Below are 19,279 nucleotides of genomic sequence, written 5' to 3'. Positions count from 1 at the left end.
CAAAAAGACAAGTTTTCACAGGCGTACTAAGCGTGATCATCATTAGATATCTGGTTCGGGAAACGCTCAAAAGCCAGCTGGCTATCCTGTTTATCCTGCTGCTCATCTTCTTTTGTCAGAAGTTAGTCAGGATCCTGGGTGCCGCGGTGGATGGCGAAGTGCCGACAAACCTCGTTCTGACCTTGTTAGGACTGGGTGTGCCTCAAATGGCACAACTTATACTGCCCTTAAGTCTGTTTCTGGCGATCCTGATGACGCTGGGACGACTGTACACGGAAAGTGAAATTACCGTGATGCACGCCTGCGGCCTGAGTAAGGCCGTCCTGGTCAAAGCCGCGATGGTACTGATGCTGTTTACCTCACTGGTGGCGGCCGTCAACGTTATCTGGCTGGGCCCCTGGTCATCCCGCTATCAGGATGAGGTGACGCAGAACGCCAAGGCGAACCCGGGCGCGGCGGCGATGGCTGCCGGGCAGTTCCAGACCTCCAGCGACGGCAGCGCCGTGCTGTTTGTCGAGGATGTGAAGGGTAACCAGTTTGGTAACGTCTTCCTGGCGCAGCTGCGGCCAAAAGGCAACGCGCGACCTTCCGTGGTGCTGGCCGACAGCGGTCACATGGAGCAGCATAAAGATGGCTCTCAGGTCGTGACGCTGGATAAAGGCACGCGCTTTGAGGGCACCGCGCTGCTGCGCGATTTCCGCATCACTGACTTCCACGATTATCAGGCGGTGATTGGGTATAAAGCGGCGACGCTCGATCCCAACGATTCCGAGCAGGCGAGTATGACCGACCTGTTCGCGAATAAAACCCCGGATTTCAGGGCCGAACTGCACTGGCGCCTGACGCTGGTCTTCTCGGTGCTGGTGATGGCGCTGATGGTGGTGCCGCTCAGTGTGGTGAACCCGCGCCAGGGCCGCGTGCTGTCGATGCTGCCTGCCATGCTGCTCTATCTGATCTTCTTCCTGCTGCAAAGCTCACTGAAGTCGAGCGGTGCAAAAGGGCGGCTGGATCCGGCGATCTGGATGTGGGTGGTGAACATCAGCTATCTGGTGCTGGCGGTGCTTCTTAACCTGTGGGATACGGTGCCGATGCGTCGGATTCGCGCCCGCTTCACCCGCGGAGGGTCGGTCTGATGTTTCGCGTTCTTGACCGCTATATCGGTAAAACCATTTTTAATACCATCATGCTGACGCTGTTCATGCTGGTGTCGCTCTCCGGCATCATCAAGTTCGTCGATCAGCTGCGCAAGACCGGCCAGGGCAGCTACAGCGCCCTGAGCGCCGGTTATTACACCCTGCTCAGCGTGCCCAAAGATATTGAGATTTTCTTCCCGATGGCAGCCCTGCTGGGTGCGCTGCTGGGACTGGGCGCGCTGGCGCAGCGCAGCGAGCTGGTGGTGATGCAGGCGGCGGGCTTTACCCGCATGCAGGTTGCGCTCTCCGTCATGAAGACGGCGATCCCACTGGTGCTGCTGACGATGGCGATTGGTGAGTTTGTGGCACCGTCGGGCGAACAGATGGCGCGTAACTACCGGGCTCAGCAACTTTACGGCGGCGCACTGGTTTCAACGCAGAACGGTCTGTGGGCCAAAGATGGCAACAACTTCATCTACATTGAGCGCATCAAAGGCGACAATCAGATTGATGGCGTCAGCATCTATAACTTCAACGACCAGCGTCGTCTGCAGAGCGTGCGCTACGCGGCGACGGCGACCTGGGATGCGGATAAGAAGCGCTGGCTGCTGTCGCAGGTGGATGAGTCAAATCTGACCGATCCGAAGCAGATCACCGGTTCCCAGAGCCTGAGCGGCGAATGGAAAACCAACCTGACGCCAGACAAGCTGGGTGTGGTGGCACTGGATCCGGATGCGTTGTCGATTCGTGGCCTGCACAGCTACAGCAAGTATCTGAAGCAGAGTGGTCAGGAAGCGGGACGTTATCAGCTGAATATGTGGAGCAAGATTTTCCAGCCACTGTCGGTGGCGGTGATGATGCTGATGGCGCTGTCGTTTATCTTCGGTCCGCTGCGTAGCGTATCGATGGGTGTGCGTGTGGTGACCGGGATCAGCTTCGGCTTCCTGTTCTACGTGCTGGATCAGATATTCGGCCCGCTGAGCCTGGTTTATGGGCTGCCGCCGGTTCTGGGGGCGATTCTGCCAAGCTTCGCGTTCTTCGCAATCAGTATGTTTATGCTGATTAAGCGGCGCTAAGCCTCTCCGCAAAAAGGCCGCCTCTCAGGGCGGCCTTTTTCATGGCAGGCAGCGTGTGCCCGTTTTTTCATCCGGCCGTCTGATGCCGCCCGCCATTACCGCATCCAGTCGTTAATCAACCCCCCATACAACACTTCCGCTTCCGCTAACCGGCTCAGCAGGCAGTATTCATCGGTCTGGTGCGCCATTGATGGCTCGCCGGGTCCGAGGATAATGCAGGGCGGCGAACCCAGTGCGGGCAGCAACAGTGACGCATCCGTAAAGTAGGGCACTATTCGCGGTGTCAGCGGCGCATCATGTAACGCCTGACAGTGCTGATAAACAGAATGAATCCAGGCCTGATTCGCTTCGCTCAGCACCGCCGGCAGATCCACCAGCGTCGTCACCGTTACGCTGTCTCCCAACAGGGTGATCAGTTGCTGACGAATGGTGGCGTGCTGCAGGTTGGGGGCGCTACGGATATCCACGTCAAACTGCGTGCGATCGGGCACAGAATTAATGTTCAGACCGCCTGTAATGCGTCCGACGTTGATGGTCGGCTGCTTCATCAGCGGATGCGGTGCGCCGGGTGAGAAGTGCTGAATCCTGCCCAGCGCCTCCGCCGCCAGATAAATGGCATTTATGCCCAGCTCCGGCATGGCGCCATGGGCTGTTTTCCCGCGCGTTTCACAGCGTAACCATAACGCCCCTTTGTGGCCGATAACCGGATAGTTGGCGGTAGGCTCGCCGACAATCAATGCGCCAACATCAGGCAGATCAGCATTAGCAATCAGCGCCCGCGCGCCGTCACAGCCCGTTTCCTCCCCGCCGGTGATTAACAGCACGACGCCGGGGCCCCGCCGAATCGCCTGCTGATTCGTCACACAGGCAACAGCAAAAGCCGCGACAGCGGCCTTCATGTCACTCGATCCGCGCCCGTAAAGTCGGTCTCCCACAATTTCACCGAAAGGATTGTACTGCCAGTCGGCATTGCCGAGCGGTACGGTATCCAGATGGCCGGTAAACGCCAGCTGCGGGCCGGGCTGACTGCCAGCCAGACGGGCAACCAGGTTCAGGCGATTTTCACCAAAGGAGGAGAGGGTGACGTCAAAGCCCTGTTCCCTTAGCCAGTTCGCCAGAAAGTGCATGCAGGCCGCTTCATTGCCCGGTGGATTAATGGTGTCAAAGCGCAGCAGCTGTTGTGCCAGCCACTGGCTCTGGCTCTGGCTCATGAGCCGCGCTCCGTTAACCAGTTCAGACAGTTGATCCACAGCTGGCGATAACCCTGCCACCGGGCAAATTCCTGCGGCAACCAGTGCGCAGACATATCGCTGGTCCAGACCAGTGAGCGACCCTGCTGATATTCGCGCACCGCCAGCAGCGGATGGGGTGTGCCCTCAACGGTCGCCAGCAGCTTGCCTTCAGGGTGCATTTCCACTTCGTTATAGCCCAGCAACCACGGCCATTCGTCTGGCATGTCGGTGAACAGCGCGTGGGATTCCGTCACGCTGGGGTAAACGCCTTCGGGCGTTTCAATACGGTCGTCCCATGCCAGGCAGCGCACCGGCAGGACTTTTTCGACGGCCGTGTTGCGATAGCGCGCGCCGCCATTAATACCCTGAAAACTAAAGTAGCCGCCAATCATCATCAGCGCGCCGCCTGCGGCCACATAGTCGTGGATCAGCGTCAGGCGGTTCGCCGTGCGCTCACTCTTCAGCCAGGTATCCGGATGCAGCAGCAACGTATTTGCACCGATGTCCGACAGAATGATGGCATCCCACTGCTGGAGCCCGGCCAGCGTCAGGGGAAAATCGGTGGCGGCAGCATGGGCGGGCATGTAGGTGATGGCATAATCACTGTCGGCCAGCGCCGCCATAAAGTCGGTTGCGCCATTATGCCAGGTCGCGGTGGCAAACTGATCGAAGCCTTTAACGTGAACAGACGTGCTGGTCCAGGACTCGCCAGCCAGTAAAATTTTCTTCTGCATTACGGTTCTCCCTTACCCACCAAAAACGCGCTGTGGGTTAGCAATCAGTAGGTTTTCAAGTTGTTCGCCGCTTATGCCGTGGCGTTTCAGGCGCGGAACAAAATGTTTAAGGATGTAGCCATAGCCGTGACCGCCGTAACGGGTCAGCATGGTTTTCAGAAACACGTCCTGGGACAATAAAATCTGATCGATGAAGCCATCATCGATCAGTTCGCGAATGGCACGGGCATTCTCTTCGTCGGAGGGCGACTGAGCGGACTCATCGGCGTAGTAATAGCTCATGCCGATCATGTCGTACTCCAGAAAGGCTCCGCGCTGCGCGAGTTCGCGCTGGTAACGTTTGTCGGCAAAGCTGGGGTTCATGTGGCATAGCACCACATGGCGCAGGTCTGCTCCTTCATCTTCAAGGATATCCAGCACCTGATGCCCTAATCGTGCCCAGCCGGGCAGGTGCACCTCAACCGGCACACGTGTCGCGGCACTGGCACGGCCCGCCGCCCGCAGGGATTTCTCCTCGCTGGGCGTAAAGCGGCTGGATACGCCAATTTCACCGATCAGGCCAGCCAGCACCTCAGGTTTTTCATCGTTGCCGCCAAGGTCATAAATCAGCTTCTCAGTCAGGGCTTCGAGGCTGATCGTTTTTACCCAATCCGGATGCGAGGGCTCCAGATATAACCCGGTACTCATGATGATATTCAGCCCGGTCAGGCGCGCGATGCGTTGCAGGGCTTTGGGATCGCGGCCAATGCCGATATTTGTGGGATCCACCACGGTATCGCCGCCCAGCGCCCGGAACTTCATGAGCTCCTCAATCGCTAAATCCACGTCAAACAGCTGGCAGTTATCGCGGCTCATAAGCGGATTAAGCGACAGCTCACCCAGGTTTTCGATGCTGACCGGCATTTCTGCCAGATGACGGTCGCCACAGCAGCAGGGCGGTACCCATTTGCCGGACGCATCCAGCAAAATATGTTCGTGCATCAGCGTCACACCCATCTCACTGACAGGGAGCGGGCCGAGTACGGTCATGACATAGCCACTGTTGATGCCCAGCGGCAGGGGATCGGGGTGACGAAAAATTGAATGTTTCATGGGCTACCCTTTCGCTGCCGATCGCGTCGGGTTGAGAATGCGGGTGTTCAGCCAGATCGCCAGCAGAATAATCGTACCGGTGGCGATCTGCGTGTAAAACGGGGAGATATGGGACAAAATCAGGCCGTTCTGGATGATGGCAATCGACAGCGCGCCTAACAGCGTGCCGATAACGGTGCCAAAGCCGCCGAACAGGCTGGTACTGCCCAGCACCACCGCAGCGATCACCTGCAACTCAAAGCCTTCACCCTGATTGGAGGATCCGCTGCCGAGACGGGCGGTGATGATCATGCCCGCCAGCGCCGCCGCCATGCCGCTGAGAATGTAGACCTTCATGGTCACGGCTTTGGTGTTAATCCCGCTACGGCGTGCGCCTTCCGCATTCGCGCCAATCGCCGTGACATAACGACCAAAACGCATATAGTTCAGCACGATATGGCCCGCGACCAGCACCACGATGCCAATCAGCGCGGGCATCGGTACGCCCAGCACCCAGGCGCGTCCCATAAAGGCAAACAGGCTGTCGGCAGGGATGGGAATCGAGTAACCCTGCGTGACCAGCAGCGCCACACCGCGCACCACGGCCAGTGTAGCCAGCGTGACGATAAAGGCCGGAATGCCTTCGTAAGCAATAAAGAAGCCGTTGATGGCACCGACCAGTGCGCCCAGCAGCAAGCCGCCCAGCAACACCACCGGCCAGGGCAGGCCCCAGCTATTCAGGGCGATAGCAGAGAGGGCGCCGACCAGTGCCAGTGTCGATCCCACAGAAAGGTCAATCCCACCGGTGGTGATCACCAGCGTCATCGCCGTGGCGACGATCAGCAGCGGCGCACTCTGGCGAATGATATTCAGCCAGTTCGTGCTGCTGAGAAAGTTGCCGGTGATCAGGGAGAACACCACGCAGCAGAACACGAAAAACAGTGCGATGCTGACAACACCAGAGTGGTTGTGCAGAAGGCGGCGCGGCAGCGAGTGCTGTGCCATTCGGGAACTACTCAGATTCATAATAGTCATCCTGTTACCTCGCTCAGTGCGCGGCGGCCGAGCGGGCGACAAATTTCTCACCCACGATCAGATTAACGATCTCAGTCAGATCCGTTTCGGCCACCCTGCGCTCCGCCACATTGGTGCCTTCGTACATCACCATGATGCGATCGCAGACCAGGAAGAGATCCTGCAGGCGATGCGTGATCAAAATGACACTTACGCCACGGGCCGAGACCCGACGGATCAGCTCCAGCACCGCTTCCACTTCGGCGACAGCCAGCGCGGCGGTGGGTTCATCCATGATCAGCACTTTAGGGTCGAAAGCGGCAGCACGCGCAATGGCAATCGCCTGGCGCTGTCCGCCGGATAAATTGCGCACCAGCAGCCGGGTGTCCGGGATAGAAATACCCAGCCCCTTTAGCATCTCCCGTGCGTCAGCGTGCATCTTCTCTTCATCCAGAAATGGAATGCCGAGAATGGATTTCATTGGCTCACGGCCCATAAACAGATTGCCTGCGACATCGACCGTGTCGCAGAGCGACAGGTCCTGATAAACCATCTCGATATGGCAGCGGCGTGAATCCGCCGGGGTAGTGAAATGCTGCGCCTCACCATCAATGCGGATCGTGCCGCTGGTGGGCACGACAGCACCTGACAGCACCTTGGTCAGCGTGGATTTCCCCGCGCCGTTGTCACCGACCAGGCCCAGGACCTCACCCGGTGCCAGCTGCAGATTGACGCCGCGCAGAGACCGTATCGCGCCGTAGGTCTTGGTAATATTCACCATCTCTACCCGTGTCAGGGCAGTTTGTTCTTGCTGCATGTGATCACTCCCATCACCGCTAACGGGACCGTTACTCTGCATGTAAAAGGCGTTATCCGGCCCGGTTTACGCCCTTGTAAACCGGTTTACCAGCAGGATACAGCCTTTGTTAAAACACACAGAACAACACGCTTCAACGATATTTGTTTGCCGGGTAGGACATTGCAGCTTCCGTGCCAGACTACTCACCAGGGAGATACTCGCGGTCTAACCCCTTGTAATAACGCGCTTTTAACGTTTTACGTCAGGTAAACCGGTTTACTTAAAATAACACTGCTACATTTAAAAGCTCATTATTTGCGCCACAACTGTGCACTTTTGCGCCATTCTGGGACGTTGTTAACATTTCTGTATTGAATCGCGCGCCACCCATTCTACCGGCAGGCGGGTTTCGGCGGGCACGGGGAGCGCATCATTGAGGATACGCAACATGATCCCGACCGCCGTGCGGCCCAGTTCACGCGCAGGCTGGCGAATGGTTGAAATACGGGGCTGGGTAAAGTCGGCATAAGTCGCATCATCAAAGCCGACCAGCGACAGCGCGTCGGGCGCTTTGAGTCCACGCGCGCGCAGGCCATCCATCAATCCCAGCACGAGAAAATCACTGGCGGCAAAGACGGCGGTAGGGCGTCTGGCATGGCTAAACAGCTGTTCCAGCGCCTGTTTGCCCGACTCTCGCTGGTATTCGCCATACATCACCCATTCGGGCGGCACATGCAGGCCAGCCTGCTCCATTGCGGTGCAAAACCCCTGGTAACGTTCGCGTACACTCATCAGTTCGTCCGGGCCGCCGACAAAGGCGATATGCCGGTGACCTGCAGCGATCAGTTTTTCGGTCGCAATCCGGCCGCCCTGAACGTTGTCGACAAACACCTTAGGCACCGCGCTACCGGGAATGTCCTCATCCAGCAGCACGATGCGCTGGTGGCGGTTAATTTCCTTGCGCAACAGACCGTTATCCGGATGGTTGGTGATAAACAGCAGGCCATCTACCTGGCAGGTATCCAGCCAGCGGATAAACTGACTCTCTTTGTCTGGATGGTTGCGGGTAATACACAGCACCAGGCTGTAGCCGTGGGCAGAGGCGGCTTCTTCGGCGGCATCTGCCAGTTCGGCAAAGAAGGGGTTGGTAATATCAGGCAGCACCAGCCCCAGGGTTTCGCTGCCGCCCTTGCTGAGGCGGCGCGCCAGGCTGTTACCGCGATAATCCAGTTGACGAATTGCCGCTTCGATACGGTCAACTGTCTCCTGCGGCAGCATAATGCTTTGATTCATATAGCGGGATACGGTCGTTTTTGACAGTCCGGCCCGCGCTGCGACATCGGATAACAGTACCCGTTTTTTACTCATATCACCTGCCATATTGCCCGGAATCGGCTCTCAGTTAACACAGTCGTGCGCAGCGAAAACCGTTTTTCAGTAACCGCTGACGATAAAATAATCGCTTGACAAAATTTAGCCAGAAGCGAATGTTAAAGGCAGTTTACCGCATTACCCGGGAGTCACTCCCAAACCCGATTTATCCCTTTCACACGTGCACCATAATGGACGGTGTGCAGAAAGTCGATTAGTCAGGTCCTGGCTGAAGCAGCCATTCAGACGATATTTGCCCGCCACTCATATTCCCTCTGCATGTTGATGTGGAGATCGACTGGTTATCGCTCATTCCCGACGAGGAATTATAAGATGATGGCATTTAACACCAGAAAACTGCGTGCTGTTGCGCTGGCAACCGGCTTACTGTCTGCGGGTTCTTTATGGTCTCTGGCGCAAGCCGCTCCGGCTTATGCCCTGGTCCAGATTAATCAGCAGGCCCTGTTTTTTAACCAGATGAATAAGGGCGCCCAGGAAGCAGCGAAAGCCAGCGGTAAAGATTTAGTGATCTTTAACGCCAACGATAATCCTGTGTCGCAAAACGATGCGATAGAAAATTATATTCAACAGGGCGTGAAGGGCATTATGGTGGATGCGATTGACGTCAACGGTATTATGCCCGCGATCAAAGAAGCGGCGGCCGCCAAAATACCGGTGATTGCGATTGATGCCGTATTGCCGGCCGGCCCTCAGGCCGCACAGGTGGGCGTGGATAACCTGGAAGGCGGCAAAATTATTGGGAAATATTTTGTCGACTACATGGCTAAAAACAGCGGCGGCAAAGCGCGACTGGGCATTGTGGGCGCACTGAATTCAGCGGTACAGAACCAGCGTCAGAAAGGGTTTGAAGAGACGATTAAGAGCAATCCGGGCATCACCGTGGCGGACGTGGTTGATGGTCAGAACGTGCAGGATACGGCGATGACGGCGGCGGAAAACCTGATTACCGGTAACCCGGATTTAACCGCGATTTACGCGACCGGTGAACCGGCACTGCTGGGGGCGATTGCTGCCGTTGAAAACCAGGGGCGTCAGAAGGATATCAAAGTCTTTGGCTGGGATCTGACGTCAAAAGCCATCAGCGGTATCGATGGCGGTTATGTCACAGCCGTGCTGCAGCAGGATCCTGAAAAGATGGGTGAAGAGGCGGTAAAAGCCCTGAATGCGCTTACGTCGGGCAAAACCGTGTCAAAAACCATTCTGGTGCCGGCCACGGTGGTAACGAAAGCCAACGTGGACAGCTACCGGGCGATGTTTAAGTAAGCGCTGACTCGCCGCCTGTCTGGAGCAGCGCGGCGAGCTCCTCTGCGGTGGGAAAGGCCTGAAGCGTGCCGGGACGGCTGACGGTCAGCGCAGCAGCCTGACTGGCATGCGTCAGAGCTAATGTGTCAACGTCCCCCCCGCGCAGGAGCGCGGAGGCCAGCATCACGGCCAGAAAGGTGTCACCTGCGCCGGTGGTATCTACGGCATGGGCGGGTTGCGCCGGGGAAAATGTTCGCCGGTCGCCCTGAATCAGCCAGGCACCGGCGCTGCCGTGAGTGACCACTAAAGTGTGAACCGCGCCGGGCGGCAACTGTTGGGCTTCATGCTGATTGACCACCGCAATATCCACCAGCGGCCAGCATGCGCTGAACCCCGCCTGCACCGGAGAGGGGTTAAAAACGGTGATCAGGCCACGGGATTTCGCCTCGTTAAACAGCGCATAAGTTTTCTCTGGCGAGAAATTGCCCTGCTGTACCAGCAGATCACCCGGACGCGCACGGGCAAGATGGCGAGTAAGCGTATTGATATCCAGCGAATCTGCCGCCGTTGTACGGGTAATAATGGCGTTATCGCCATCGGCACTGTGCAGAATAAGCGAGGTATCGCTCAATGCGGTCATGGGCTGCGTGGGCAGTAACGTGACGGGCTCGTTCATGAGCTGCTGGCGGATCCATTTTCCATTGCTGTCATGACCGGTCGCGGCAATTAAATACGTTTCAATGCCGCAACGGGATAAGAGTATCGCCTGATTCGCGCCTTTACCGCCGATATCCAGCGAACGCGGATAACCGTGAACAGAGGCGCCCTTAGCCGGAATATCTGTAACAGACCAGGTTTCATCGACAGTAATATTACCAGCCACATAAACACGCATAGTGTTTTCCTGAACAGGATAAAGAAGCAATGGTTTCTATATCAGCAGAAAAAATTGATGCAATACAAGCGATATTTTCACGACCTAAAGCGGTTATTGGCGTGATTCACTGCGATCCTTTTCCGGGGTCGCCAAAATATCGCGGCAAGCCCGTCAGTGCGATAATTGATCGGGCATTACGTGATGCGGAAAATTATATTCTTGGCGGTGTTCATGGCCTGATTGTGGAAAATCATGGTGATATTCCCTTTTCAAAACCTGAGGACATTGGTCCTGAAACGCCGGCACTGATGGCGGTGATTACGGAAAAAGTGCGGGAACGTTTCGGCGTGCCGCTGGGAATTAACGTGCTGGCAAATGCGGCATTACCTGCTTTTGCCACCGCGCTGGCGGGCGGGGCGGATTTTATCCGCGTCAATCAGTGGGCCAATGCGTATATCGCCAACGAAGGTTTTATTGAAGGGGCGGCCGCGAAGGCGCTGCGCTACCGAAGCCAGCTCCGGGCTGAACATATCCGCGTGTTTGCCGACAGCCACGTTAAACACGGCAGCCATGCGATTGTGGCCGATCGCTCCATTAAGGAACTGACCCGCGATGTTGACTTCTTTGAGGCGGATGCGGTTATCGCCACCGGACAACGAACCGGTGACAGCGCTACGCTGGACGAAATCGACGAAATCCGTGCCGCCACCGCTTTACCGCTGCTGGTAGGGTCGGGCGTGACGCCTGTTAACGTCTGTCAGATTCTGTCACGCACGCAGGCTGTCATTGTGGCCAGCGCGCTTAAGGTCGATGGCGTCTGGTGGAACGATGTGGACCGGGAGAGGGTAAAACACTTTATGGCGGTGGCGCAGGCCGCGCTGGAGCAGGCTTAGCCGCCTTGTAGCACCCGACGCAGGAAAATCCTGCGGGCGAGGAGACAGGTCAGCACGGTGAAGGGCGGCGTTCACCGTGCCGAACCCGATTCAGGTCAGCCAGCTTTTCACCACCGGCAGCGCTGCAGGCAGCTGCGACAGCAGATAGAGGATCAGCCCGATGGTGCCGCCCACCAGCGTGCCGTTGATGCGGATAAACTGCAGGTCTTTGCCGATATTGAGTTCGATCTGCTGCGACATGTCGCGCGCGTCCCAGCTCTTTACGGTGTCGCTGATGTGACGCGTCAGGAAGCTGGCGAACTCCGGCGCCACGCTGCGCGCCGCCTGCTCCAGATGCTGGTTCATCGAGTCGCGCAGCGCCGGATCCGCCGCCAGCGTTTCGCCCAGCCACAGGGCTGCGCCACGCACTTTCTCCTGCACCCGCGAATCTTCACTGCTCAGATCGGCCTTGAGCCAGTTGCGCATATCATTCCACAGCTCACCGATGTAGCGATTAAATGTGGCATCCTCTTTCAGCCAGCCTTTGATCTCTTCGGCACGCGCGGCCATTTCCGGGTCGTTCTGCAGTCTGACAATCAGCTTCTCTACCGCCCGGTTAAAGCCCAGGCGCAGCTCATGCCCCTGATCCATCGCCACATCATCCAGTAGCGAATCGACCGCGTTCGCCACCAGCTCGGCGCTGTGTTCGCCCAGCCATTCGGTCGGCAACATTTTGGCTTTGATCGGATGCTCGCGCTTCAGCCAGCGCACCAGCTGCAGGGCGATAAATTCGCGGGTCGCAGGCTTGTGCAGCAGCTTCAGCAGCTGGTCGATGGCCGCGTCCAGCAGCGCCTGATGGCGGTTATTACGGGTCAGGCTCTCCAGCACCATGGCGCTGGTCTGGCTGAGATCCACCTTGTCGATGGCGCGATGCACCGCGCGGCGCATAAAGGTCTGGATGCGCGCGTCATCGGTGAGATCCAGGAAGCCGCGCATCACCTGCAGCAGATGGCGGCCGATGCGGTCGGCATTGCCCGGCGTGTTCAGCCACTGCGCTAGCAGCCGGGAGGGATCGTGACGGCGGATGAGATTCAGCAGCGAATCGGTATCCAGAAACTTCTCCTGGACGAAGCGGCCCAGGTTTTCACCGATGCGATCTTTGTTGCGCGGAATAATGGCGGTGTGGCGTGAGACAAAGGGCACCGGCACCCGCCGGAACAGCGCCACGACGGCGAACCAGTCCGCCAGTGCACCGACCATCGCCGCCTCGGCAATCGCCTTAACGCCGCTGACCCAGAAGCCGGGCGGCAGAAAAAGGGTGACAACAAAGGTGGCGGCGGCCAGCAGCAGCAGCAGCAGGGCCAGGCGCTTCATCCGTTTCAGTTCGTGTTGTTTATCCATAACCTGATCTTAGCAGAGAGCCGGGTTTACCGGCGACGGCCACCCAGCAGGCTGCCGAGTACGCCACGGATGATCTGATTCGTGATCTGGCGGGTAGCGCTTTTCGCCATCGTCTGCACCACCCCATCATGCCTGCCGCCGCGCGGGCCGGTATGACCAAACAGGATCTCTTTCAGTCCGCCGAGGATCCCGTTGTCGACCGCGACATCGCCGCCTCTGGCCGGAGGTGCACTGGCCTTATCGCTGGCGGCCTGGAAACCCTGTTGCAGCTTTTCAAACGCCGATTCACGATCGATTTCGGTGTCATATTTGCCGTAGAGCGGGGAGTGGTTGATCAGACCGTTACGTTCATCGCCGGTGACCGGCCCCATGCGCGAGCCGGGCGCAATCACCATCGTGCGTTCCACCACCGACGGGCTGCCTTTCTCATCCAGGAAGGAGATCAACGCTTCGCCGGTGCCCAGCGCCTGAATCGCTTCCACGCTGTCAAAGGCCGGATTGGTGCGCAGAGTCTCAGCGGCAGTTCTGACCGCTTTCTGATCCCGCGGCGTAAAGGCGCGCAGGGCGTGCTGGACGCGGTTGCCGAGCTGGCCCAGCACCCGATCGGGGATGTCGGCCGGGTTCTGCGTCACAAACCAGACGCCGACGCCTTTCGAGCGAATCAGCCGCATCACCTGTTCGATCTTCTCCAGTAGCACCGGCGGCGCGTCGGTGAACAGCAGATGCGCTTCGTCAAAGAAGAAGACCAGCTTTGGTTTATCTGGGTCGCCCGCTTCCGGCAGATGCTCATACAGCTCCGACAGCAGCCACAGCAGGCTGGTGGCGTAGAGTTTTGGCATCTGGTAGAGCTTTTCGGCGGAGAGGATGTTGATGATGCCTTTGCCGTTGCTGTCGACGCGCATCCAGTCGGCGATATCCAGCATCGGTTCACCAAAGAAGTGTTCCGCGCCCTGTTGCTCCAGCGTCAGCAGTCCGCGCTGAATGGCGCCGACCGAGGCGCTGTTGATGTTGCCGTAGTGGCTCTGGAAGCTTCTGGCGTTGTCACCGATGTACTGCGTCATGGCGCGCAGATCCTTGAAGTCCAGCAGCAGCAGGCCCTGGTCATCGGCGATACGGAAAATAATCTGCAGCACGCCGCTCTGCACCTCATTGAGGTTCAGCAGTCGCGCCAGCAGCAGTGGCCCGAGATCGGAGACGGTGGCGCGCACCGGATGGCCTTTCTCGCCGAAGATATCCCACAGCACTACCGGATTGCTCTGTGGTTGCCAGTCGGTAACGCCGATCGCCGCCAGCCGTGCCTGCAGCTTTTCACTGGACTGGCCCGCCATCGCCACGCCGGTCAGATCGCCTTTAACGTCGGCCATAAAGACCGGCACGCCGCTGGCGGAGAACGATTCGGCCAGCTTCTGCAGCGTGACGGTTTTACCGGTGCCGGTCGCGCCGGTGATCAGGCCGTGGCGGTTGGCCATCTGCGGTAACAGGTGAAGTTCGGTGTCGGGGGTACGCGCAATCAGTAGCGGGTCAGTCATGCTTTTTCACTCCTGGCTAAAGGGTATGCCTGAAGGATAGCAAGCCGGACATCTACAGGAGGAGAACAATCTGCCAGAAAAGGCGCCGCTGCCCGCTACGCAGCGGCCTGAAACGGATTTACTTCCGGACCTCTTCGAAGTTAAGCAGGCTGACGCCGATGCCCTGCTGCAGATGGCTGAGATTGCTGCGCACCGCCACCTGAACCGCACCCTGTAACAGCACGACAAACGGCGAATCCTGCTGGATGCGGGTCTGCAGTCCGGTGTAGAGGCTGCGGCGTTTCGCCGCGTCGCTCTCTCCGGCGGCGGCGCGGGTCTGCGCGCTTAATTCCGGAATAGTCCAGCCGACGCGCCACGCCAGGGTTTTGCCACCGCCCGGCACGTTATAGGCAAAGGTGCTGGCGTTGGTGTTGGGATCGATGTAGTCCGCGCCCCAGTAAGTGAAGATCGCCTGAAAGTCACGGCTGCGCATTTTGCTCCACAGCTCTGATTCCGCCACCGGCTGGAGATCGAGCTGCACATCTGCTTTGGCAAAGCTCGCCTGCAGCGCCTGCGCCACATCGATGTAAGGGGGCTGGTTCACCACCGTCAGCGCGATGTGGGTGCCCGGTTTGATGCCGCCTTTCTGCAGGATCGCCTGCGCCTTTTTCAGATCGTAATGGAACGGCGTACTGTTCAGCGCGCCGTCGAACCCGTCCGGCAGGAAGCTCTGATGAATGCGGTACTGACCTTTCAGCAGCTGGTTTGCCAGGCTGTCATAGTCGACCAGCCAGCGAGCCGCCTGCCACAGGGCCGGATTGCCCAGCGCCGGTTGCTGCGGGCTTTGGGTGTTAAAGCCGACGTAGTAGATCAGGCTGGACGGGAAGGCGTCGACGCGCACTTCCGGCACGCTTTTCAGCGCCGCAATCTGGTCCGGGCCAAGCTGATAGGCGACATCCACGTCGCCCTGCTGGAGCAGCAGGCGGCGGCTGCCGGGATCGGCGACGCCTTTCAGCAGCACCCGTTTCAGATGCGGCTTCTGCGTGCTGTGGGGGTTCGCCTCCAGCACCAGCGCCTGCAGCGGCACAAACTGTCTGATGGTATACGCCGCGCTGCCGGCGGAGTGCGTCTTCAGCCAGCCGTTACCGTAGTCATTATTGCTGGCGTGTGCCTGCGCCACTTTACTGTCGACAATCGAGGCGACCGGTGCGGTCAGCAGGCGCAGCGCCAGATCGCTGCCGATCTCCGCAGGCCAGCGCAGCTCAAGCTGGTGGTCGTTAATTACCGTGAACTGCTGGTCGATGTTTTCCGGCGTCCAGCCAAACTCGCCCAGGATAAAAGAGGGCGCTTTGTTAAGCTTTACCGCACGGGTTAAGGAGAAGACCACATCCTGAGCGGTCAGCGGATTGCCGCTGGCGAAGCGGGCCTGCGGGTTGAGGTCAAATACCAGGCTGTGAGGCGTTTTCCCTGGCTGCCAGCGCGTGGCCGCCAGCGGTGACAGCTGCTGCGGATCCTGATGATTTGGCTCCAGCAGCATCTGATAGATATTGCGCAGGCTGCTGTTGCTGACCGTTTCAAAACTTTCGGCCGGATCAAAACTGATAATGCCATCCAGCGGAACGGCGACCACCAGCGTATCGGCAGGCGTCGCGGCGTGGGCGGCGTGAGACAGCGCCAGAGCGGTAAAAAGAGATAAGAACGTTTTGCGCATCGGAAAGGGTCCTGAGTCGTCGATGGGCTCTACACTACCGGGCGGCGGATAATCTCAAAATGCCGGTTTGTTCTATGCTTTGCACAATATTCTGCATCGTCAGTCAGGCAAAAAGATAAAACGAAATAGTATTTATGCGTTATTATCTCGCGACGGACAGAAGAGGGTATAATAAAAAAGGCTGACCGCAGAGGATCACAGATTGCGCTTTGTCTGATGGCATCGCCACGGTTATTACGCCAGGATAGGCAACTGACAGGATAATCCTGCAGCAAAATATGATATTTTTTTACTGGTTATTCAGCGTGATGATGACGCACCGAAAATAATAACCTTTACTCCTGCGTTAAAACGACTAAATGCCCGATGTTTATAGGGTTTTAATGGCAATTTTCCCGCTGTAAATCTTTTACCTCTTTGTTACCCCTCCGCAACAGCATGATAAAGTTTCACTCTGAAATATTTTAAATTCAATTTTTACATTCAGAAATAGTTATATCCCTAAGATTGCCAGGTTATTAACCGATATGTTCCGTTAGTCACCGAACCATAATTTTACCCGCCTTTCCCTGTTCTGCCGTCGTCTGTCTTGTGTGCGTTCATCTCTGCGGAGCATTTCCGCCTGCACGCATTATTTCGCGCCAGAAGGGAGAAGCCGGGTATTCAGCAGATGAGAGTCGTGCGGATATGCTGTTAGAGAAACCCACCACCAGGCGTAAATTTTTGCTCGGTTCACTGCTGGCGCTGCCGCTCAGTGAACTGGTCTTCAAAGGCCTTACTGCGGCGCAGGCTGCGGAGATGGCCGCTCCCGAATTAGCCGATTACAAACCGATCTTTTTCAGTGCGGATGAGTGGCAGTTTATTCTGGCCGCCACCGACCGTCTGATTCCGGCGGGCGGCAAAGGCAAAGCGCCAGGCGCGCTGGAAACCAACGTGCCGATCTTTATCGATCAGCAGCTCCACAGCGAGGCCTTTGGCAGCGAGATCTACCTGCAGGGGCCATTCAATACCCAGGCTCCGGCGACGCTGGGTTATCAGATCCCGTTCCGTCCTCAGCAGATCTATCAGACCGGGATCCGGCTGATCGATCAGTGGTCGCAGAACACTCACCAGAAAGCGTTTCACGCGCTGACGCTGGAGGAGAAAGATGCGGTGCTGACTCAGGTGAACAAAAACCAGATCGACTTTGCCGCGCTGGGCGAGGCCGATCTCAAACCCGCTCACGTCTTCAGCCAGCTGCTCTCTGATACCAAACATGGCTACCTGGCCGACCCGATGTACGGCGGTAATAAAGGCATGAAAGCCTGGATCGCCATCGGCTTCCCGGGTGCGCGTGCCAGCTTCACCGAATGGGTGAAACAGCACAACGTGCCTTATCCACTGGGCCCGGTCAGCATCAAGGGTGAACGCGCATAAGGCGCTTCCACATCAGGTAAACAGGATTATCATGGCACAGGTTACTAAGAAAGAAGTCGACGTCGTGGTCTGCGGCCTCGGCTGGGCAGGCTCGCTGATGAGCATCGAGCTGGCGCTGGCAGGTCTGGACGTGCGCGCGCTGGAGCGCGGCGGCGATCGCGATTATGACGAATTCGCCTACCCGAAACCGGCGGATGAATATGCCTATGCGGTGCGCAACAAGGTGTTTGCGACCCCTGCCGAAGTGGCGGTCACCGTGCGCTACAACAGCAGCCAGACGGCGCTGCCGACCCGTAAGTGGGGCGCGTTTGCGCCGGGCACGGGCGTGGGCGGTGCCGGGATGCACTGGACGGCGGTGCTGATCCGTCCGACCCCGACCGACCTCAAACTCAAGACCTACGTGGATCAGGCTTACAGGCCGGGGATCCTGCAGGAAGATATGCGGGTGATGGACTTCCCGTTCAGCTGGGAAGAGATTGAGCCTTACTACTACAAATTCGAACTGATCTGCGGCCAGTCGGGCAACACCGGCAACCTGCGCGGCAAAATTCTGGAAGGCGGCGATCCGTTTGAAGGCCCGCGCTCCGAGCCTTACCCGCTGCCTGCGCTGGAAGATACGCTGAACAATGTGATGTTCAAAGATGCGGCCACGAAACTGGGTTATCACCCGTTCCCGAACCCCTCCGCCTGCGTGTCGCGCGCGTGGAAGAACCCCTACGGCAACCAGATCGCGCCGTGCAACTACTGCGGCTACTGCAGCAAGTATCCCTGCCTGAACTACTCCAAAGCCTCGCCGCAGACCGCGGTGATGGATTCGCTGAAGCGTATGCCGAACTTCTCCTATGAAGTGAACGCGGAAGTGATCAAAGTGGTACTGAACGATGATAAGAAAACCGCGAAAGGGGTGATCTACATCGATGCGCAGGGCAACGAGTGCTTCCAGCCTGCAAAAATTGTGGTGCTGAGCAGCTTCCAGCTCTACAACGTGCGGCTGATGCTGCTCTCCGGGATCGGTAAGCCTTATAACCCGATCACCGAAGAGGGAGTGGTCGGCCGTAACTACGCGTTCCTGTCAAACGGCGGCGCGACCCTGTTCTTCAAAGACAAGAACTTCAATCCTTATGCCACAGCGGGCGCAACCGGCCAGATGTTTAACGATATCTCGCCAGGCAACTTCGACGGGCCGTCGCTGGGCTTTCTCGGCGGCGCGAAGATCCACAGCTCCCAGGCGACCGGTACGCCGATCAGTACCGCGCTGCCAAAAGGCACGCCATCCTGGGGTATGGGCTACAAAGAGGGGCTGGAGGAGTGGTACGGCCATTCGATGAAGATCAGCATCACCACCACCTGCCAGTCTTATCGCGATATCTATCTGGATCTCGATCCGAACTACAACGATCACCGCGGACTGCCGCTGCTGCGCATGACCTTTAACTGGAAAGAGAATGAGCTGAAGCTGCAACAGCATCTGAAAGGCATCGTCGGCAACATCGCCAAAGAGCTGAACCCGGACAGCATGAGCATGAGCTTCCTGCCGATGGGCGCGGATTTCGACATCACCAAATATGTCTCCACCCACAACGTGGGCGGCGCGGTGATGGGCGATAACCCGAAAACCTCGGCGCTCAACAAGTATCTGCAGAGCTGGGATGTGCATAACGTCTTTGTGCCGGGCGGCAACGCCTTCCCGCAGAACTTCCAGGCGAATCCGACCGATACCATCGGTGCGATTACCCTGATGGCGGCACAGGCGATCAAAGATCACTACCTGAAAAATCCCGGCCCACTGGTACAGGCATAA

Annotated in this window: 16 protein-coding genes; 6 read left to right on the top strand and 10 right to left on the bottom strand. The window is 57.9% G+C overall.

Features of this window, described 5'->3' with window-relative positions:
• Window positions 1–32 precede the first annotated feature (32 nt).
• The gene (gene lptF / locus J1C59_RS16195; protein WP_128084075.1) at window positions 33–1,133 is read left to right on the top strand and encodes an LPS export ABC transporter permease LptF; all 1,101 of its coding nucleotides are present in this window, start codon (window positions 33–35) and stop codon (window positions 1,131–1,133) included.
• Window positions 1,133–2,209: an LPS export ABC transporter permease LptG gene (gene lptG / locus J1C59_RS16190; protein WP_140916847.1), complete on the top strand. Its 1,077-nt coding sequence runs from the start codon at window positions 1,133–1,135 to the stop codon at window positions 2,207–2,209. Before lptF ends, lptG begins: the two co-directional genes overlap by 1 nt.
• Before the next feature lie 95 nt (window positions 2,210–2,304).
• Here lptG and J1C59_RS16185 read toward each other — a convergent pair whose 3' ends face one another.
• The 6 genes from J1C59_RS16185 to J1C59_RS16160 all read right to left on the bottom strand — a co-directional run bounded on the left by J1C59_RS16185 (window position 2,305) and on the right by J1C59_RS16160 (window position 8,439).
• Entirely contained in the window at window positions 2,305–3,420 is a 1,116-nt protein-coding gene (locus J1C59_RS16185) for a M20 family metallopeptidase (protein WP_128084076.1), read from the bottom strand.
• Window positions 3,417–4,175, bottom strand: coding sequence for a glutamine amidotransferase (locus J1C59_RS16180; RefSeq protein ID WP_128084077.1), 759 nt, complete (start codon window positions 4,173–4,175; stop codon window positions 3,417–3,419). The genes J1C59_RS16185 and J1C59_RS16180 overlap by 4 nt, the downstream gene beginning before the upstream one ends.
• 12 nt (window positions 4,176–4,187) lie before the next feature.
• Complete coding sequence (locus J1C59_RS16175; RefSeq protein ID WP_128084078.1) at window positions 4,188–5,267, bottom strand: phosphotriesterase family protein; 1,080 nt, start codon at window positions 5,265–5,267, stop codon at window positions 4,188–4,190.
• Between the two features lie 3 nt (window positions 5,268–5,270).
• Window positions 5,271–6,272 carry an ABC transporter permease gene (locus tag J1C59_RS16170; protein ID WP_162287370.1) on the bottom strand — a complete coding sequence of 334 codons (1,002 nt, stop codon included), beginning with the start codon at window positions 6,270–6,272 and terminating at the stop codon, window positions 5,271–5,273.
• Window positions 6,273–6,294: 22 nt separating this feature from the next.
• Window positions 6,295–7,041, bottom strand: coding sequence for an ATP-binding cassette domain-containing protein (locus tag J1C59_RS16165; protein WP_162287371.1), 747 nt, complete (start codon window positions 7,039–7,041; stop codon window positions 6,295–6,297).
• Between the two features lie 375 nt (window positions 7,042–7,416).
• A complete protein-coding gene (locus J1C59_RS16160) occupies window positions 7,417–8,439 on the bottom strand; it encodes a LacI family DNA-binding transcriptional regulator (protein WP_128084081.1) in 1,023 nt (340 codons plus the stop codon).
• Between the two features lie 324 nt (window positions 8,440–8,763).
• Between J1C59_RS16160 and J1C59_RS16155 the strand changes: the two genes are divergently transcribed.
• The gene (locus tag J1C59_RS16155; RefSeq protein ID WP_128084082.1) at window positions 8,764–9,714 is read left to right on the top strand and encodes an ABC transporter substrate-binding protein; all 951 of its coding nucleotides are present in this window, start codon (window positions 8,764–8,766) and stop codon (window positions 9,712–9,714) included.
• Here J1C59_RS16155 and J1C59_RS16150 read toward each other — a convergent pair.
• Window positions 9,707–10,588 (bottom strand): PfkB family carbohydrate kinase, encoded by an 882-nt coding sequence (locus tag J1C59_RS16150; RefSeq protein WP_128084083.1) that lies wholly within the window; start codon window positions 10,586–10,588, stop codon window positions 9,707–9,709. The two genes, J1C59_RS16155 and J1C59_RS16150, sit on opposite strands and share 8 nt — an antisense overlap.
• 29 nt (window positions 10,589–10,617) lie before the next feature.
• Between J1C59_RS16150 and J1C59_RS16145 the strand changes: the two genes are divergently transcribed.
• The gene (locus tag J1C59_RS16145; RefSeq protein WP_128084084.1) at window positions 10,618–11,463 is read left to right on the top strand and encodes a BtpA/SgcQ family protein; all 846 of its coding nucleotides are present in this window, start codon (window positions 10,618–10,620) and stop codon (window positions 11,461–11,463) included.
• Window positions 11,464–11,553: 90 nt separating this feature from the next.
• On the opposite strand, the gene J1C59_RS16140 is transcribed toward J1C59_RS16145, so the two are convergent.
• The 3 genes from J1C59_RS16140 to J1C59_RS16130 all read right to left on the bottom strand — a co-directional run bounded on the left by J1C59_RS16140 (window position 11,554) and on the right by J1C59_RS16130 (window position 16,062).
• Window positions 11,554–12,843 carry a DUF445 domain-containing protein gene (locus tag J1C59_RS16140; RefSeq protein ID WP_140916848.1) on the bottom strand — a complete coding sequence of 430 codons (1,290 nt, stop codon included), beginning with the start codon at window positions 12,841–12,843 and terminating at the stop codon, window positions 11,554–11,556.
• Window positions 12,844–12,869: 26 nt separating this feature from the next.
• Window positions 12,870–14,372 (bottom strand): helicase HerA-like C-terminal domain-containing protein, encoded by a 1,503-nt coding sequence (locus J1C59_RS16135; RefSeq protein WP_128084085.1) that lies wholly within the window; start codon window positions 14,370–14,372, stop codon window positions 12,870–12,872.
• Window positions 14,373–14,490: 118 nt separating this feature from the next.
• Window positions 14,491–16,062, bottom strand: a complete 1,572-nt coding sequence (locus tag J1C59_RS16130; RefSeq protein WP_128084086.1) for an ABC transporter substrate-binding protein — start codon at window positions 16,060–16,062, stop codon at window positions 14,491–14,493.
• A 687-nt stretch (window positions 16,063–16,749) separates the two neighbouring features.
• Between J1C59_RS16130 and J1C59_RS16125 the strand changes: the two genes are divergently transcribed.
• Both J1C59_RS16125 and J1C59_RS16120 read left to right on the top strand, forming a co-directional pair.
• Entirely contained in the window at window positions 16,750–17,478 is a 729-nt protein-coding gene (locus tag J1C59_RS16125) for a gluconate 2-dehydrogenase subunit 3 family protein (RefSeq protein ID WP_140916849.1), read from the top strand.
• A gap of 31 nt (window positions 17,479–17,509) precedes the next feature.
• Window positions 17,510–19,279, top strand: coding sequence for a GMC family oxidoreductase (locus J1C59_RS16120; RefSeq protein WP_128084087.1), 1,770 nt, complete (start codon window positions 17,510–17,512; stop codon window positions 19,277–19,279).

The organism is Pantoea deleyi (genome assembly GCF_022647325.1).
GTDB classification, from domain to species: Bacteria; Pseudomonadota; Gammaproteobacteria; order Enterobacterales; family Enterobacteriaceae; genus Pantoea; species Pantoea deleyi.
Note: the sequence above shows the minus strand (reverse complement) of the source record. Positions and strands in the feature narration are given on the sequence as shown.

Bases quoted from the DNA above. Each gene is read 5' to 3' on its own strand.
- lptG (WP_140916847.1), top strand. From the start codon at position 1,133: ATGTTTCGCGTTCTTGACCGCTATATCGGTAAAACCATTTTTAATACC.
- J1C59_RS16185 (WP_128084076.1), bottom strand. From the start codon at position 3,420: ATGAGCCAGAGCCAGAGCCAGTGGCTGGCACAACAGCTGCTGCGCTTT.
- J1C59_RS16180 (WP_128084077.1), bottom strand. From the start codon at position 4,175: ATGCAGAAGAAAATTTTACTGGCTGGCGAGTCCTGGACCAGCACGTCT.
- J1C59_RS16175 (WP_128084078.1), bottom strand. From the start codon at position 5,267: ATGAAACATTCAATTTTTCGTCACCCCGATCCCCTGCCGCTGGGCATC.
- J1C59_RS16170 (WP_162287370.1), bottom strand. From the start codon at position 6,272: ATGAATCTGAGTAGTTCCCGAATGGCACAGCACTCGCTGCCGCGCCGC.
- J1C59_RS16165 (WP_162287371.1), bottom strand. From the start codon at position 7,041: ATGGTGAATATTACCAAGACCTACGGCGCGATACGGTCTCTGCGCGGC.
- J1C59_RS16160 (WP_128084081.1), bottom strand. From the start codon at position 8,439: ATGGCAGGTGATATGAGTAAAAAACGGGTACTGTTATCCGATGTCGCA.
- J1C59_RS16155 (WP_128084082.1), top strand. From the start codon at position 8,764: ATGATGGCATTTAACACCAGAAAACTGCGTGCTGTTGCGCTGGCAACC.
- J1C59_RS16150 (WP_128084083.1), bottom strand. From the start codon at position 10,588: ATGCGTGTTTATGTGGCTGGTAATATTACTGTCGATGAAACCTGGTCT.
- J1C59_RS16145 (WP_128084084.1), top strand. From the start codon at position 10,618: ATGGTTTCTATATCAGCAGAAAAAATTGATGCAATACAAGCGATATTT.
- J1C59_RS16140 (WP_140916848.1), bottom strand. From the start codon at position 12,843: ATGGATAAACAACACGAACTGAAACGGATGAAGCGCCTGGCCCTGCTG.
- J1C59_RS16135 (WP_128084085.1), bottom strand. From the start codon at position 14,372: ATGACTGACCCGCTACTGATTGCGCGTACCCCCGACACCGAACTTCAC.
- J1C59_RS16130 (WP_128084086.1), bottom strand. From the start codon at position 16,062: ATGCGCAAAACGTTCTTATCTCTTTTTACCGCTCTGGCGCTGTCTCAC.
- J1C59_RS16125 (WP_140916849.1), top strand. From the start codon at position 16,750: ATGCTGTTAGAGAAACCCACCACCAGGCGTAAATTTTTGCTCGGTTCA.
- J1C59_RS16120 (WP_128084087.1), top strand. From the start codon at position 17,510: ATGGCACAGGTTACTAAGAAAGAAGTCGACGTCGTGGTCTGCGGCCTC.